At 70.9% G+C, this 14,238-nt stretch carries 12 protein-coding genes; 8 read left to right on the top strand and 4 right to left on the bottom strand.

Annotated elements, in window-relative coordinates:
- The first annotated feature begins 11 nt into the window (after positions 1 to 11).
- The gene (locus AB0M01_RS18875) at positions 12 to 989 is read left to right on the top strand and encodes a ribose-phosphate pyrophosphokinase (RefSeq protein ID WP_363671023.1); all 978 of its coding nucleotides are present in this window, start codon (positions 12 to 14) and stop codon (positions 987 to 989) included.
- On the opposite strand, the gene AB0M01_RS18870 is transcribed toward AB0M01_RS18875, so the two are convergent.
- Positions 986 to 4,087: a DPP IV N-terminal domain-containing protein gene (locus tag AB0M01_RS18870; RefSeq protein WP_363671021.1), complete on the bottom strand. Its 3,102-nt coding sequence runs from the start codon at positions 4,085 to 4,087 to the stop codon at positions 986 to 988. The genes AB0M01_RS18875 and AB0M01_RS18870 overlap by 4 nt on opposite strands.
- A 138-nt stretch (positions 4,088 to 4,225) precedes the next feature.
- Here AB0M01_RS18870 and AB0M01_RS18865 point away from each other — a divergent pair, with 138 nt between their 5' ends.
- A complete protein-coding gene (locus AB0M01_RS18865) occupies positions 4,226 to 4,801 on the top strand; it encodes a hypothetical protein (protein WP_363671019.1) in 576 nt (191 codons plus the stop codon).
- 74 nt (positions 4,802 to 4,875) lie between these two features.
- Positions 4,876 to 5,946 carry a glycoside hydrolase family 172 protein gene (locus AB0M01_RS18860; protein WP_363671017.1) on the top strand — a complete coding sequence of 357 codons (1,071 nt, stop codon included), beginning with the start codon at positions 4,876 to 4,878 and terminating at the stop codon, positions 5,944 to 5,946.
- Here the strand turns inward: AB0M01_RS18860 and AB0M01_RS18855 are convergent.
- Together AB0M01_RS18855 and AB0M01_RS18850 are read right to left on the bottom strand one after the other, a co-directional pair.
- The gene (locus AB0M01_RS18855; protein WP_363671015.1) at positions 5,943 to 7,160 is read right to left on the bottom strand and encodes a glucoamylase; all 1,218 of its coding nucleotides are present in this window, start codon (positions 7,158 to 7,160) and stop codon (positions 5,943 to 5,945) included. The two genes, AB0M01_RS18860 and AB0M01_RS18855, sit on opposite strands and share 4 nt — an antisense overlap.
- 8 nt (positions 7,161 to 7,168) lie before the next feature.
- Positions 7,169 to 8,050 carry a DMT family transporter gene (locus AB0M01_RS18850; protein WP_363671013.1) on the bottom strand — a complete coding sequence of 294 codons (882 nt, stop codon included), beginning with the start codon at positions 8,048 to 8,050 and terminating at the stop codon, positions 7,169 to 7,171.
- 76 nt (positions 8,051 to 8,126) lie between these two features.
- On the opposite strand from AB0M01_RS18850, the gene AB0M01_RS18845 reads away from it, so the two are divergent.
- From AB0M01_RS18845 to AB0M01_RS18825, 5 genes are all read left to right on the top strand, one after another.
- Positions 8,127 to 8,456, top strand: coding sequence for a metalloregulator ArsR/SmtB family transcription factor (locus AB0M01_RS18845; protein WP_363671011.1), 330 nt, complete (start codon positions 8,127 to 8,129; stop codon positions 8,454 to 8,456).
- Entirely contained in the window at positions 8,453 to 9,271 is an 819-nt protein-coding gene (locus AB0M01_RS18840; protein ID WP_363671009.1) for a VOC family protein, read from the top strand. The genes AB0M01_RS18845 and AB0M01_RS18840 overlap by 4 nt, the downstream gene beginning before the upstream one ends.
- A complete protein-coding gene (locus AB0M01_RS18835) occupies positions 9,271 to 9,999 on the top strand; it encodes an alpha/beta hydrolase (RefSeq protein WP_363671007.1) in 729 nt (242 codons plus the stop codon). Before AB0M01_RS18840 ends, AB0M01_RS18835 begins: the two co-directional genes overlap by 1 nt.
- A gap of 85 nt (positions 10,000 to 10,084) precedes the next feature.
- Positions 10,085 to 11,245, top strand: a complete 1,161-nt coding sequence (locus AB0M01_RS18830) for an FAD-dependent oxidoreductase (protein WP_363671005.1) — start codon at positions 10,085 to 10,087, stop codon at positions 11,243 to 11,245.
- A 14-nt stretch (positions 11,246 to 11,259) separates the two neighbouring features.
- Positions 11,260 to 12,144, top strand: a complete 885-nt coding sequence (locus AB0M01_RS18825) for an RNA polymerase sigma-70 factor (RefSeq protein ID WP_363671003.1) — start codon at positions 11,260 to 11,262, stop codon at positions 12,142 to 12,144.
- Positions 12,145 to 12,147: 3 nt separating this feature from the next.
- On the opposite strand, the gene pknB is transcribed toward AB0M01_RS18825, so the two are convergent.
- On the bottom strand, positions 12,148 to 14,178 hold the full coding sequence (gene pknB, locus AB0M01_RS18820; protein ID WP_363671001.1) for a Stk1 family PASTA domain-containing Ser/Thr kinase: 2,031 nt from the start codon (positions 14,176 to 14,178) through the stop codon (positions 12,148 to 12,150).
- Between the last annotated feature and the right edge of the window lie 60 nt (positions 14,179 to 14,238).

Genomic DNA, 14,238 nt, shown 5'->3' with positions numbered 1-14,238 from the left:
CGGGGAGAGCCGTGCGAGAGATCGTCGTGTTCAGCGGGAGTGCCCATTCCGGTCTTGCCGAGCAGATCTGCGCCGATCTCGGCGTCGAGCTGTCGCCGGTGGAGATCCACCGGTTCAGCAACGACTGCCTTCAGGTGCAGCTGCAGGTGAACTGCCGGCAGCGCGACGTCTACATCGTGCAGCCGCTGGTGCCGCCGACGCAGGAGCACCTGATGGAGCTGCTGCTGATGATCGACGCGGCCCGCGGTGCCTCGGCGCAGCAGATCACCGCGGTGATGCCGCACTACGCGTACGCGCGGTCGGACAAGAAGGACGCGTCCCGGATCTCGATCGGCGGGCGGCTGGTGGCCGACCTGCTGGTCGCGGCCGGGGCCGACCGGGTGCTGACGATGGCGCTGCACGCGCCGCAGGTGCACGGGTTCTTCTCGGTGCCGGTCGACCACCTGACGGCGATCGGCGTACTGGCTGATCACTTCCGCGGCACTGATCTGACCAACACGGTCGTGGTCAGCCCGGACCTCGGCAACGCCAAGACCGCGACCCAGTTCGCGCGCCTGCTCGGGCTGCCGGTCGCGGCCGGGAGCAAGCAGCGGCTCGCCGACGACCGCGTCGTGATCGACGCGATCGTCGGCGACGTGGCCGGCAAGAAGGCGATCATCCTGGACGACGAGATCGCCACCGGCGGCTCGATCATCGAGCTGCTCGACCGGCTCAAGGACCTCGGCTGCACGCAGGCCGCGGTCGCCTGCACGCACGGCCTGTTCGCGGGCAAGGCGGTCGAGCGGCTGCGCTCGCACCCGTCGATCACCGAGGTGATCAGCACCGACACGGTCCCGCGACCGGACGGCTTCCCCGAGCTGCAGGTCAGCTCGGTCTCGAAGCTGTTCGCCGCCGCGATCCAGCGGATCCACGACGGCGAATCGGTCAGCAGCCTGTTCGACGGGGTCGACCCGACGCACGCACCTCCGCAGCCGAAGCTTCCCTTCTAGCCTTCACAGCACGCCCGGTGCAGCCATTCGGGCTCGTGCCACCAGTACTCGCTGTCGTGCGCGTGGGCCTGGTCGCGCTTCAGCGGTTGCGGCCCGGCGCTGACGCGCGCAGTTGCGGCGTACGGCGCGAGTAGCTCGTCGACCGTGTGCAGCCGTCCGGCGACCATCACCTGCTGGACGTCGGCCGCGTGCCGGATGTCGTCGAGCGGGTTGCCCCGGACGAACGACAGGTCGGCCTGCGCTCCCGGCGCGACCACCGCGAGCTTGTCCTCCAGGTTGAGCCAGCGGGCCGGGTTCCGGGTCGCCGTCGTCAGAGCCTCGTACGGCGTGAAGCCGCCCGCGACCATCGAGCGCAGATTGGCGTGCAGCGACACCGCGACGTTGTCCAGCGGCGCGTCGGTGCCGGCGATCACCAGACCACCGCCGCGGTGGATCCGGAGCACCATGTCGACGTTGCCGCGCAGCAGTTCGCGCGTGGTGACCCCGGCCGGGCCGGACGCCGTACTGACCTCGCTCTGCAGGGCGGCGTACTCCCAGGCCGGGAAGAGCGTCGTGGTCCGGCGATCGGTGAGCAGCGACGGGTCGTCGACGTGCGCCATCGTGGAGTTGAACAGCGTCGGCGTGACCGAGAGGCCGGCGCGGGTGAAGAGCGTGACGACGTCGGCGTACGCGCGGCCGAGCCGGCTGACGGTGTGCGAGTAGCCGAGCCGGTTCGTTGCGCCGGTGTGCTCCATCCCGTCCATGCCGAGGTGCTCGGCGGGGTAGAGGTAGTGCGACGAGAGTTGCAGGCCGAGCCGGTGCACGGCCGCGATCGCGCGGCGCTGGTACTCGATCGGGAGCCGGACGTACGTCTTCACCAGGTCGTAGCCGAGGCCTTCGACCCGGTCGAGCTCGAGGCCGAGTTGGCGCAGCGACAGCGTCGGGCGCATGAAGTTGTAGTAGACCCGCGAGCCGTCGATCGCCTCACCGGTCGCGAAGTACCGGGGGCCGGTCAGAGATCCGTGAGAGAGCGCTTCCCGAGTCTCCTGCATCTGGTAGACCGGGTCGCCGGGAGAGCGCGTACTCGTGATCCCGTACGCCAGCCAGAGGTTGCCCTGCCGCGCACCCCAGGCCCGGCCGCGCAGGTGCCAGTGGTTGTGCGCGTCGATCAGGCCGGGCATCACGGTCAGCTCTGACGCGTCGACGTCTGCGCGGCCTCGGTGCGGACGGACGGCGGCGATCTTGGCGCCGTCGAGGATCACGTCGACGTCGTCGCGCAGCCGTTGCGCGCGGCCGTCCCACAGGGCGCCGGCGTGGATGGTGAGGTGCTGGTTGATCTTGGCGCGCTGCCAGGTGAGGTCGAGCTTGACCGTTCTCGGGCGGGCGCCGGTGACGTCGGTCCGGCGGAGCCGGCCGTTGTTCAGGTAGAGCAGCGTGCGGTTGTCCTGCCAGACGGGCGAGTCGGTGACCTCGTCGGTGACCGCCTGCGGCTTGCCAGTGAAGCGGCCGCGCTTGTCGACCGGTACGACGTACAGCAGGCTCTCGACGACGAAGGCGAGCCGGCGGCCGTCGGGGGAGAAGACCGGGCCGTCGTCGCCGCGGGTCGCGAGCGAGCGGAACGGCATCGGTTCGGCGTACTCGAAGGCGGTGGTGGCGACGTCGACGTACAGGAGCTGGCTGGTGCCCTCGCGGAAGCGCTTCGAGAACGGCTTCACCGCGGCGAGCACGAGCGTGCGGCCGTCGGCGGACCAGCTGACCCGGCCGGGCTGGAAGAGCGTCGGCGAGACTTGCCGCACCTGCTGCGAGGCGAGGTCGAGGATCCAGGCGACGCCGTCCTGGTCCTGGTAGGCGATCTGCTTGCCGTCGGGGGAGAAGCGCGGAGCGGTCTGGGCTCCGGGCAACGAAGACAGCTTGGTGTCGGTGCCTTGGGCAAGGTCGTGCAGCCAGAGGTCGGCGGTGCCGTCGCGGTCGCTGGCGTAGAGCAGCTTGCGGCCGTCGGGGGAGAAGTCCGGGTCGGAGTTGAAGTAGCCGTCGGCAACGATCTTGCGCGGCGTACCGGAGCCGTCGGTGCGGGCCAGCCAGAGCGCGTTCAGGGCGCGGAAGCTGAGCCAGCGGCCGTCGGGGGAGACCGTCGGGCTCGCGATGCCCTGTACCGCGCGGGGTTTGGTGGACTCGAGGTCGGGGCGCTTCGGGCGCGGGCGTTTGGAGGTGACGGGCACTTCGGCGGTGAACGGGATGACGGTGCCAGGTCGCTTTAGCACGTGGCCGTCGGCGGTGAAGAACAGTTCGCCGCTGGTAGACCACGACGGCGGGACGGCGAAGACATCCTTCCCGTTCGTGACCGCTTGGTCGCCGACCATCAGATCGGAGGCCGGGCCGGTCAGCCGCACGTACGCGAGCTCGCCGTTCGGCCCGTACGCCGGGCCGAACACCGTCGTCCCGGTTGTGGCCGCGACGACCGTACGCCGTACGCCGGTGGTCAGGTCGAGCTCGACGATCGCCGCGGTGTCGGTGGTGAACGCGAGCTTGCGCCCGTCGGCGGAGACGGTCGGCTCGGCCTCCTCGCTCGGGTCGTCGGTGAGCGCGACGATCGCGCCGGTCGCGAGATCGAGGCGGTGGATGCCGTAGCTGCCGTTGCCGCCGCGGTCGGAGGAGAAGACGAGCGCGCGGCCGTCGGGGGTGAAGTGCGGTTCGCGGTGGTCGAAGCGGCCCTGCGTCAGCTGGCGGAGGCCGTGGCCGTCGGGCTGGATCGTCCACAGGTGGAAGTTGCCGTCGCGGTAGGACTGGAAGACGATCCGCTTCCCGTCCGGCGACCAGCGCGGCCGGGTCGCGTCCTGCAGGTCGTCGGTCAGCCGGGTCGCGCGGCCGCCCGCGGCGGGGGTGACCCAGATCGCGGTGACCAGGTCGAACGCGAGGCGACGGCCGTCGGGGGAGACCGCGGCCATCAGGTTGGTGCCTTCGGTCAGGGTGGCGTGGTGACCGGCACCGAGCTGGTCGGGCGCGGCGGCTTCGGCGGTGGTTGCTGCGATCGGGAGCGAGCCGGCCGCGGCCACGCCGCCGCTGAGTTGGAGGGCGCGACGGCGGGAGATGCTCCAGAGGGCGGGTTCTTCGGAGGTCACAGGCGGATCCAATCCCTGGGGGCGGTGGGACGGAGCCGAATCTGCCAGGAGTGTCCAGATCAGTTGAGCCTGTACGCCGGTTGCCGCGACGAACGGGTGATTCGCTGCGACGAACGGCCGGGCTCTATCGTCGGCGGCATGAGTTCTCCCGACGACCCCGAGCTCTCGGCCCTGACTCCCCGGGCTGGTGCGCTCGTGTCGCCCAAGCTCCGGGCCGGGCTGGCCGCGGTGGCCTGTGTCGTCGTCGCGCTGGGCGCGGCGCTGGCGGTCGACAGCCGGCTCGACCGGCACTGGGTGGTCCGCGGACTCACCCTCGTCCTTGCGCTGGGCTGCGCCGCCCTGCTGACCGCCGAGAACGGACGCCGCCCGCGGCGCATCATCGCGGTGGTCGGGATGCTGATGTTCGGTTTCGTCTTCCCGGTCACCTCGACCACCTGGTCGACCCCGCCCGAGATCGACTTCGCCCTCTGGGTCGCCGACGACGCCGAGGCGGCCGCGGTGAAGAACGCACAGAGCGTCGTCACCGTCGAGGACGTGAAGCGCGCCGCCGAGGCCCGCGGCGGCGCGATTGGGTCGCTCGTCACCGAGAAGAGTCCCGAAGCGCGCGGCGCCACGGCGTACCCGCTGATCGTGCGCGCCGACAAGACCAAGGGCCGCCCCTGGGCCTGCCTCAGCTTCGAAGCCGGCCTGACGGCGAAGGTCCGGGCCTGCTGAATCCGGCGAGATTTCCGTTCCACCAGATGAGAAATCGATTTCCAAACCGGTCGGCGGAGCCTAGGGTCGCGGGTATGACTCTTGGGAGCCTGGCCGGCATCAGTGCCGTGGTGGACGTTCAGAGCCGCTCGATCAGTGCGGAGAACCCGACCGGGGAGGTGGGTCAGGGTGGGCGGCGGACCGAGGGGACCGGGGCGCACGCGGCGCGGGATCTCGGGCAGGGGTGGAAGGTCTCGCCGTCGATCGAGATCGGGCCGGGGGAGACCGCGACGCTCGCGGACATCGCCGGGAGCGGGTGCATCACGCACATCTGGCTGACGACGCATCGGGACAACTGGCGGCGGCTCGTACTGCGGTCGTACTGGGACGGCGACGAGGCGCCTGCGGTGGAGGCACCGGTCGGTGACTTCTTCTGCTCGGGGTGGGGACAGTTCGCGCAGGTGAACTCGCTGCCCGTCGCGGTGAACCCGAACGGTGGCTTCAACTGCTACTGGGAGATGCCGTTCCGGGAGCAGGCGCGGCTGACGATCGAGAACACCTCCGACGAGAAGGTGATCGTCTACTTCCAGGTCGACTACTGGCTCGGCGAGGTCGCCGAGGGGTCGGCGTACCTGCACACGCAGTGGCGGCGGAGCAACCCGCTGCCCGCGCAGACCGTGCACACGCTGCTCGACGGCGTCGAGGGGCCGGGGCACTACGTCGGGACGTACATCGCCTGGGGGGTGAACAGCTCGGGCTGGTGGGGTGAGGGCGAGGTCAAGTTCTACCTCGACGGCGAGGAGTGGCCGACGATCTGCGGCACCGGCACCGAGGACTACTTCGGCGGCGCCTGGAACTTCGACCTCGGGCCCGATCGCGGCGGCTACACGGAGTTCAGTACGCCGTACCTCGGGATGCCGCAGGTGATCCGGCCCGACGGGCAGTACGCGAGCCAGATGCGGTTCGGGATGTACCGCTTCCACCTGCCCGACCCGGTGCGCTTCCGGGATTCGCTGAAGGTGGACGTGCAGGCGCTCGGCTGGCGATCGGGTGGGCGGTACCTGCCGCTGCAGGACGACATCGCGTCGACCGCGTTCTTCTACTCGACGAAGACCAGCACCGCCCGCCCTGACGCCCCGACGCACGACGCGATGGAGATCTGTTAAGGCATCGGGAGCGGCTTCTCCAGAGCCGCGACCGTCAGTACGACGACTGCAGACGTCCAGCCGAGGGGTGCTTCGCCGGCCGGCTGGACGTCGCGGTTGACCTTCTCCGGCAGGGCTCCGCTCGGCGTGCGGTGGGTGTCGAGCCAGGTCAGCAGCCTCTCGGCCGTCGGACGGTCGCCGCGGGCGGCGGCGCTCAAGGCGAAGAGCGCGGTCTGCGGCGTCCACGCGACGCCGTCGGCGCGCCACTGCTCGCCGGGGGTGACTCCGCCGTTGGGCTGGGTCAGCGCGTCCTGGGTGCGGGTGATCGCGCGGTCGATCTCCGGGTCGGCCGGCGCGAACGGCGGTCCGAGGACGGTGACGATCGCGTCGGCGCCGCCGTTGACGCCGATCCGCATGCCTTCGAGGGCGCTGACAGCGCGCGCCGGGGTGCGCGGGTAGTCGGGGCCGAAGTGCCTGGTGGTTGCCTTGGACAACGTGTCGAAGGCGGTCTGCCAGCGGGCGGCGTCGGCGGTGTGGCCGAGCTCGCGAGCGATCGCCGTCCCGGCGCGCAGGCCGGTGAGCAGCGGCGCGACGATGCCGAGAGTGACCTCGGACTCCGTGCGCTCCCAGTAGTCGGGCGAGGCGGCGGGGAGGCCGTCGGCACCGAGCTCGGCGACGATCTGGTCGGCGGACTCCTTCACCATCGGCCAGTACGCCGGGAGGTCGCGGCCGCAGAACCACGTTGCCCAGAGCACCCATCCGGAGCCGTCCAGCTGGGGTTCGCGGCCGTCGGCCGGTACGCCGCCGGTCTCGGCGAAGTAGCGTGCTTCCCAGCGCCCGGTCTTCGGGCGTACCTGCTTCAAGAATCCGAGGATTTTGCTTGCCTGCGCGTACTGGCCGATGGCGCAGCGGGCGGCGGCGACGAAAGACGCGTCGCGGGGCCAGACGTAGCGCCAGGGGCCGTTGTTGCCGGCCAGAGTCGCGCCGTTGGGGAGGGTGAGGGCGTCCAGGTCGGCGAGTGCGTGCCGGACCAGATCGGCGTACGGCGTACCGGCGGCGAGCGCCGGCCCACTGGTGGCCGGGGGCAACGGGCGGCCGGGGATGCCGTCGGCGACGAGCTGCGGTTGTGGGTTGCGGTCGACGTTGGAGATTCCGGCGCAGACCAGGACAGCGAGCAGCGCGGCGATCACCCCGGCGGGGAACCACCGGACTCTTCGCGCACTGTCGTCCCGCATGTCCGTCCCTACTGCGCGAGGTGCTGGACCTCGGCCTCGATCTTGCGACGTGGTGCGAGCTCGACCAGGTACATCGCGCTCATCACCAGCGCACCGCCGATCAGCATCCGGGCGGTGACACTCTCCGACCCGAACAGTACGGCGAACGCCGACGCGAACACCGGTTCCATCGTCATCGCGATCGCCGCGCGGGTCGGCGTCAGGTGCGCCTGCGCCCAGGTCTGGACGATCAGGGCCAGCGCGCCCGAGATCAGCGCCATGTAGACGACCCGGACCCAGTCGCCGCCGCCGGACGGCAGCGTGAACCCACCGGGGACCGCGCCGATCGCGCAGACCACCGTGATCACCACCATCTGCAGCGCCGACAGGCCGAACGCGTTCGACGACGTCGACCAGGCGCCGAGGCCGATGATGTGCAGCGCGTACAACCCGGCCGAGGCCAGCGTCAGCAGCTCGCCGGTGCCGAGCGCGAAGTCACGCAGCGACAGGACGCCGAGCCCGATCGTCGCGAGCACGACCGCGACCCAGGCCCAGCGGCCGATCTTGTGCCGCAGGATGACCGCGGCCAGCAGCGGCGTGAACACGACGTACATGCCGGTGACGAAACCGGAGACGCTGGCCGAGGTGTGCCGCAGGCCCTCGGTCTGGACCAGCTGCGCGACGCCGTAGGTGACGCCGAGCGCGACACCGCGGCCGCGGTCGAGCCGGCTGAGCCGGGCGATCGCGGGCGGATGGATCGCGATCAGCGCGACCGCGGCGATCAGGAAGCGCAGCGCCAGGTAGTCGGCGACGTCCATCCGGTCGAGCAGGTCCTTGGTCAGGAAGAACGTGGATCCCCAGGCGGCGGCGACCGCGAGCAGGGCGATCACGGCGATCCGCGGGTGATTCACGAGCGAAGTCAATCAGACACCTGACAAGGCGACCAAAACCCTTGAAGTAGTTAACCAGATCTGTAACTATTAACAGATGGTGAACGAACAGGTCGACCGGTTCTTCGAAGTACTGGCGGACCCGACCCGGCGGCAGGTGGTCCAGCTGCTCGGCGAAGGCCCGCAGCGGGCCGGGCGACTGGCCGCCGCGACCGGCGTCTCGTCACCGGCGATGAGCCGGCACCTGCGGATCCTGCTGTCCGCCGGGCTGGTGACCGACGAACGGGTCGCGGAGGACGCGCGGGTGCGCGTCTTCCGGCTGCGGCCGGAGCCGGTGGTCGCCGTACAGGCTTGGCTCGATCAGGTTCAGGCGCACTGGCAGGAGAATCTGGGCGCCTTCAAGACGCACCTCGAGGGGAAGTCATGACGAAACAGTCCGCCTCCGCGACCGTCGAGGTCGCCGCCGACCCGCTGACCGCGTTCGAGGTGTTCACGGCCGAGATCGACCTGTGGTGGGTGCGCGGGCCGATCAACTTCTTCGACTCCGCCCGGGCGGTCGAGATGCGGATCGAGCCCGGCGTCGGCGGCCGGATCCTGGAGATCTACCAGGCCGGCGCCGGCGGTGTCGTCGAGGACGCGCTCGAGCTCGGCCGGATCACGGTCTGGGAGCCGGGCGCCAAGCTCGGCTACCGCAGCTCGGTCGACGACACCGAGACCACGATCGCGTTCGAGGCCAGCGGCGCCGGGACGAAGGTCACCGTCGAGCAGGTGCTGCTGCCAGGTGGCAAGCAGGCCTTCTACATGTGGCCGAACGTCATCGTCTGGCTGCCCGCGTGGATCGACCGCCGCGACTCCGCGCCGCGGACCACCCGTGACCTCGACCGGATCAGCATGGCCTTGTACTACGAGGATCCGGCCGCCGCGGCGCGCTGGCTGAGCGACGTCTTCAGCCTCGACTCGTGGGACCGGGTGCCGGCCGAGGGTGAGCGTGCGCCGTGGCTGGAACTGCACATCGGGAACTCGGCGCTGATCCTGTTCAAGCAGAAGGACCGCGGTGCTCCGCGGCTTGATCACGGGCTGTGGGTGTACGTCGACGACCTCGATGCGCACTTCGCTCGCAGTACCGAGCAGGGCGCGAAGATCGTCTCCGAGATCCATCAGCACGGGTACCGGCGGTACGAGGTGCTGGATCTCGAAGGGCACCACTGGACGTTCGCGCAGGCCCGTCCGACGATGGCCTGATGCATTTCGAAGCGACCGGTCGCGGCGACGCCGTTCTGCTGCTGCCGGGCTGGGCGGGAAGCATCGCCGAGTTCGGCCGGCTGCGCGCCGAGCTCAGCGACGGCTTCCGGGTCGTCGCAGCCGACCTCCCCGGATCGGGCAAGTCGCAGCCGCGCGACTACTCGGTCGACTTCTACACCGAGGATACCCGCGCGTTCCTCACCCTGCTGGACGAGCTGGAGATCGACGCGGCCCACCTCGTCGGCTTCAGCGACGGCGGCGAGGTCGCGTTGCTGATGGCCGCGCTCGATCCCGCGCGGGCGCTCTCGGTCGTCACCTGGGGCGCGGCCGGCCGCATCGTCGAGCCGGTCAACGGCCCGTCGTTCGACGAGCTGGAACGGCTGATCGACGACCCGGTCCCCGCGCTGCTCCCGCTCGCGGCGTACCTGGCGGAGGCGTACGGCGTACAGGACGCACGGGCGATGGCCCGAAGCTGGGCGGCCGCGCTGCGAGGAATCGCCGCGCAGGGCGGCGACGTCGCGCGGGCTCACGCGGCGAACATCCGCTGCCCGGCGCTGCTGATCGCCGGGAGCGAGGACGTGTTCTGCCCGCCCGCGCTGGTGCAGGAGATGGCCGACGCGATGCCCGCCGCGCGGTTCGAGGAGTTCGACGGCGCGGGGCACGACCTGCACCGGTCGGCGGCCGGGCGTTTTCTCCGGACGCTGAACGACTGGCTCAGCGCGCACTAGGGACGTGATCCAGCTCACCCGATGTCACACTCACCGCGCAGCCGGTGTCTGAAGGCCGAACCCACCAGGGAACGGAGACAGGACGATGACCGAAGCAGTGGTGATCGGCGGCGGGTACGCCGGAGTGATGGCGGCCAACCGGCTGACCAAGCGGGCCGGCGTGACGGTGACGATGATCAACTCGCGGGCGACCTTCGTCGAGCGGATCCGGCTGCACCAGCTGGTCGGCGGCTCCGACGACGCAGTCGTGGACTACGAGCACGTGCTGAGCAAGAGCGTCCGGCTCGTCGTCGACACCGCCGACCGGATCGATCCCGCCGAGCGGACCGTCACGCTGGCGTCGGGAGCGACTGTCTCCTACGACTACCTCGTGTACGCCGTCGGCAGCGGCACCGACGACACGCAGGTGCCGGGGCTCGAGTTCGCCTACCGGCTCAACTCACTGGAGGAGGCCGAGCAGCTGCGCCCGGTCGTCAACGGTGCGGAGGTCGTGACGGTCGTCGGCGCCGGGCCGGCCGGGATCGAGACCGCGGCCGAGCTGGCCGAGTCGGGGTGCCTGGTGACGCTCGTCTGCGGGGGCGTCCTCGGCCCGTACCTGCACGCGAGCGGCCGGCGTACGGTCGCCGCGCGGCTGGAGAAGCTCGGCGTGAACGTTGTCGAAGGCCCCGGTACGACGGTGACCGCGGTGACCCGCGACGCCGTCCGGCTGGCCGACGGGCGGGAGCTGCCGAGCCCGCTGACGATCTGGACCGCCGGGTTCGGCGTACCGGATCTGGCTGCGCGCAGCGGCCTGACCACCGACGCGATCGGCCGGCTGATCACCGACGAGACGCTGACCAGCATCGACGACGACCGGATCGTCGCGGCCGGTGACTCGGCGGCGCCGTCGGACCTGCCGTTCCGGATGGGCTGCCAGTCGGCCGTTCAGCTCGGCCCGCAGGCCGCGCAGACCGTGCTGAGCCGGATCGCCGGGAAGCAGCCGGCCGACGCCGGAGTGGGCTTCGCCGGTCAGTGCATCAGCCTCGGCCGTGACGCCGGGATCTTCCAGTTCGCGCACCGCAACGACGTCGCGATCAGCCTGCACCTGCGCGGCCGGTTCGGCGCGCTGGTCAAGGAGCTGGTGTGCTGGAGCACGGTCTGGCAGCTCAGGACCGAGGGACGACTCCCCGGTGTGATGAAGTGGTGGACCAAGGACGGCAAGCGCCCGCAGCTGGTGCGCTCGGTCCGCGCCGCCAGCCAGGTGTGAGAGAGGGACGACCGATGACCGACCCGGCCACCGAGAGTTTCGTTGCCCATCGCAACCTGCTCTTCACCGTCGCGTACGAGATGCTCGGCTCGGCCGCCGACGCCGAGGACGTGCTGCAGGAGACCTGGCTGCGCTGGGTCGGCGTCGACCTCGAGCAGGTCCGCGACGAGCGCGCGTACCTGGTCCGGATCACCACCCGGCAGGCGCTGAACCGGCTGCGCACGATGAAGCGCCGCAAGGAGTCGTACGTCGGCCCGTGGCTCCCGGAACCGTTGCTGACGGCACCGGACGTCGCCGAGGACGTCGAGCTGGCCGAGAGCCTGTCGATGGCGCTGATGCTGGTGCTGGAGACGCTCGCGCCGACCGAGCGCGCGGTGTTCGTGCTGCGCGAGGTGTTCGGGATCGGGTACGACGAGATCGCGGCCGCCGTCGACAAGACGCCGGACGCGGTCCGCCAGATCGCGTCCCGGGCGCGCAAGCATGTCGACGCCCGGCGGCCGCGAGAGGCGGTGTCGGCGAGCCAGACCCGGGTGGTGCTGGACCGGTTCCAGCGGGCGATCGCGACCGGGGACCTGCAGAGCCTGCTCGACGTGATGGCGCCGGACATCGTGCTGATCGGCGACGGCGGCGGCGTGAAGCAGGCGGCGCTGCGGCCGATCGTCGGTGCGGATCGGGTGATGCGGATGATCACCGGGGGACTGGGCAAGGTCGACGCGGTGCTCAGCGTCACGCCGACGGTGATCAACGGGACGCCGGCGCTGCTGGCCTGGCTCGACGACGAGCTGGACGGCGTGATGATGTTCCGGATCGAGGACGCGCTGGTCAGCGGGCTGTACTACGTGCGCAACCCGGAGAAGCTGTCCCGGCTGGACGCGGAGACCACGCTGACGTTGGGGTGAGGGTCAGACGATCGTCACGATGATCGTCGTCCCGGGCTGGGCCTGCTTGCCCGCGGCCGGGTTCTGGCCGGCGACCAGGTTCAGCCCGAGGTGGAACGGCGCCTGCTCGACCTTCACCTTGAAGCCCGCCTCGGTGAGGATCTTCTGCGCCTCGGCCAGCCCCTTGCGCCGCACGTTCGGGACCTCGACCAGCGGCGGGCCCTTGGAGACCACGACCTGCACCTTGTCCTTGGCGAACAGGGTGCCGTTGTTCGGCGTCTGCGAGACCACCGATCCAGCGGGTACCTTCGGGTCGTAGGCGTCGGTGCGGTCGACCACGAACCCGGCCTTGCGCAGCGTCCGGCTCGCGTCCGCGATCGGCTTGCCAGTGGTGTCGGGCACGGTGATCGGCCGGCGGCCGAGGCTGACCCAGAGATTGACCGTGTTCCCGGGCTTCATCACGGTGTCGAACTTCGGCAGGAACGTGATCACCCGCCCGGCCGGCACGGTCTCGTTGTAGTCGGTGGTGATCTTGCCGGTGACCAGCTTGATCGAGTCCAGCGCGCGCTTCGCGGCGTCCTCGTCGAGGCCCTTCAGCTGCGGGACGCGGTAGCGCTCGGGGCCCTTGGAGACGGTCAGGCCGACCTCGCCCTCCTTGCGGATCCGCTCACCGGGCGCGGGGCTGGTGCCCATCACCTGGCCGCGCGGGACCGACTCGGAGAAGTCCTGGTTGGCGATCGTGGTGGTCAGTCCGAGCTCGGTCGCCTTCGCCGATGCTTCGGCGGAGGTCAGGTTGAGCAGGAGCGGCGTCTCGGTGTAGCGGTGGATGCCGTAGTACCAGCCGGCGGTCCCGACGCCGATCGCGAGGGCCAGTACGGTGATGAGTGCGACGAGACCGTGACCCTTGCGGGGGACGGCCGGGGCAACGCGGGAGGCGGACTCCACCGGCACGACGATCGTGTCGTTGCGCCGGGCGGGATCCGGGCGACGCCCGGCCGCTGCGCGCCGCGGGTCGGCGTCGCGACCGAGGCCGGGGATCGTCCGCCGGACCGACTCCACCCGGCGTACCGGGGTGTGCTCGACGTACCCGTTCCCTCGCGTGTATTCGTCGTCGTCCCACTCGGTCTCCTCGCGGACCGCCTGCAGCGGGACCGTGAGATCGCCGGTCAGCTCGGGATCGTCGGGCAGCCCTTCTTCCAGCGCGCTGCGCACCCGGCGAACCTGCCGGCTCAGCACCCGCGCATCGGCCGGACGCAGGTCGCGGTCGCGCGCGGTCGCCCGCTGGACCAGCGCGTCGACGTACGGCGGAATGCCCGGCTCGAGCAGCGACGGCGCCGGGACGTCGGCGTGGACGTGTGCGTAGGCGACCTGGATCGGCGTCTCGCCGGTGTGCGGCTTGGCGCCGGTCAGCAGCTCGTACAGCAGGATGCCCGAGGAGTACACGTCCGAGCGCGCGTCCGCGCTCCCGTCGGTGACCAGCTCGGGCGCGAGGTACGAGACCGTGCCCATCAGCAGACCCTGGGTCGCGGTCTGCCCGGTGGTGGTGACCGCGCGGGCGAGCCCGAAGTCGGCGACCTTGACCGTGCCGTCGTGCGAGATCAGCACGTTCTCCGGCTTGATGTCGCGGTGCACGATGCCGGCGTCGTGGGCCGCGGACAGCGCGGACAGCACCGGCATCAGCAGGTCGAGCGCGCGGGCGGGCGACAGCGGGCCGTGCTCGCGGATCACGTCGCGCAGCGTCCGGCCCGGCACGTACTCCATCGCCAGGAACAGCGTGCCGTCGTCCTCGCCCTGGTCGAAGACCGCGACCACGTTCGGGTGCGACAGCTTCGCGGCGGCCCGCGCCTCGGCCACGAACCGGCGGCCGAACTCGGCGTCGTCACCCATCCCGAGGTGCATCACCTTGAGCGCGACGACCCGGTCCAGCCGCATGTCGAGGGCCTCGTAGACGGTCGCCATCCCGCCCTTGGCCACGCGGGCACCGACGCGGTACCGCCCGTCGAGCACCCGCCCGACCAGGCGGTCGCCGACCTGGGTGTCTACGTCGTCCGTCACGTGCGGTGAGCCGCCCTTCGATGCCTGGTTGCAATCAGAGTGTAAATAAGCGGCCCCGGC

The organism is Kribbella sp. NPDC051770, assembly GCF_040681455.1.
Taxonomy (GTDB): Bacteria; Actinomycetota; Actinomycetes; order Propionibacteriales; family Kribbellaceae; genus Kribbella.
The sequence above is the reverse complement of the archived record's forward strand: the minus strand, read 5'-3'. Positions and strand labels throughout refer to the sequence as shown.

Excerpts from the sequence above, each read along its gene's own strand:
- AB0M01_RS18865 (WP_363671019.1), top strand. The coding sequence starts at position 4,226 with ATGAGTTCTCCCGACGACCCCGAGCTCTCGGCCCTGACTCCCCGGGCT.
- AB0M01_RS18825 (WP_363671003.1), top strand. The coding sequence starts at position 11,260 with ATGACCGACCCGGCCACCGAGAGTTTCGTTGCCCATCGCAACCTGCTC.
- AB0M01_RS18855 (WP_363671015.1), bottom strand. The coding sequence starts at position 7,160 with ATGCGGGACGACAGTGCGCGAAGAGTCCGGTGGTTCCCCGCCGGGGTG.
- AB0M01_RS18835 (WP_363671007.1), top strand. The coding sequence starts at position 9,271 with ATGCATTTCGAAGCGACCGGTCGCGGCGACGCCGTTCTGCTGCTGCCG.
- AB0M01_RS18860 (WP_363671017.1), top strand. The coding sequence starts at position 4,876 with ATGACTCTTGGGAGCCTGGCCGGCATCAGTGCCGTGGTGGACGTTCAG.
- AB0M01_RS18840 (WP_363671009.1), top strand. The coding sequence starts at position 8,453 with ATGACGAAACAGTCCGCCTCCGCGACCGTCGAGGTCGCCGCCGACCCG.
- AB0M01_RS18830 (WP_363671005.1), top strand. The coding sequence starts at position 10,085 with ATGACCGAAGCAGTGGTGATCGGCGGCGGGTACGCCGGAGTGATGGCG.
- AB0M01_RS18845 (WP_363671011.1), top strand. The coding sequence starts at position 8,127 with ATGGTGAACGAACAGGTCGACCGGTTCTTCGAAGTACTGGCGGACCCG.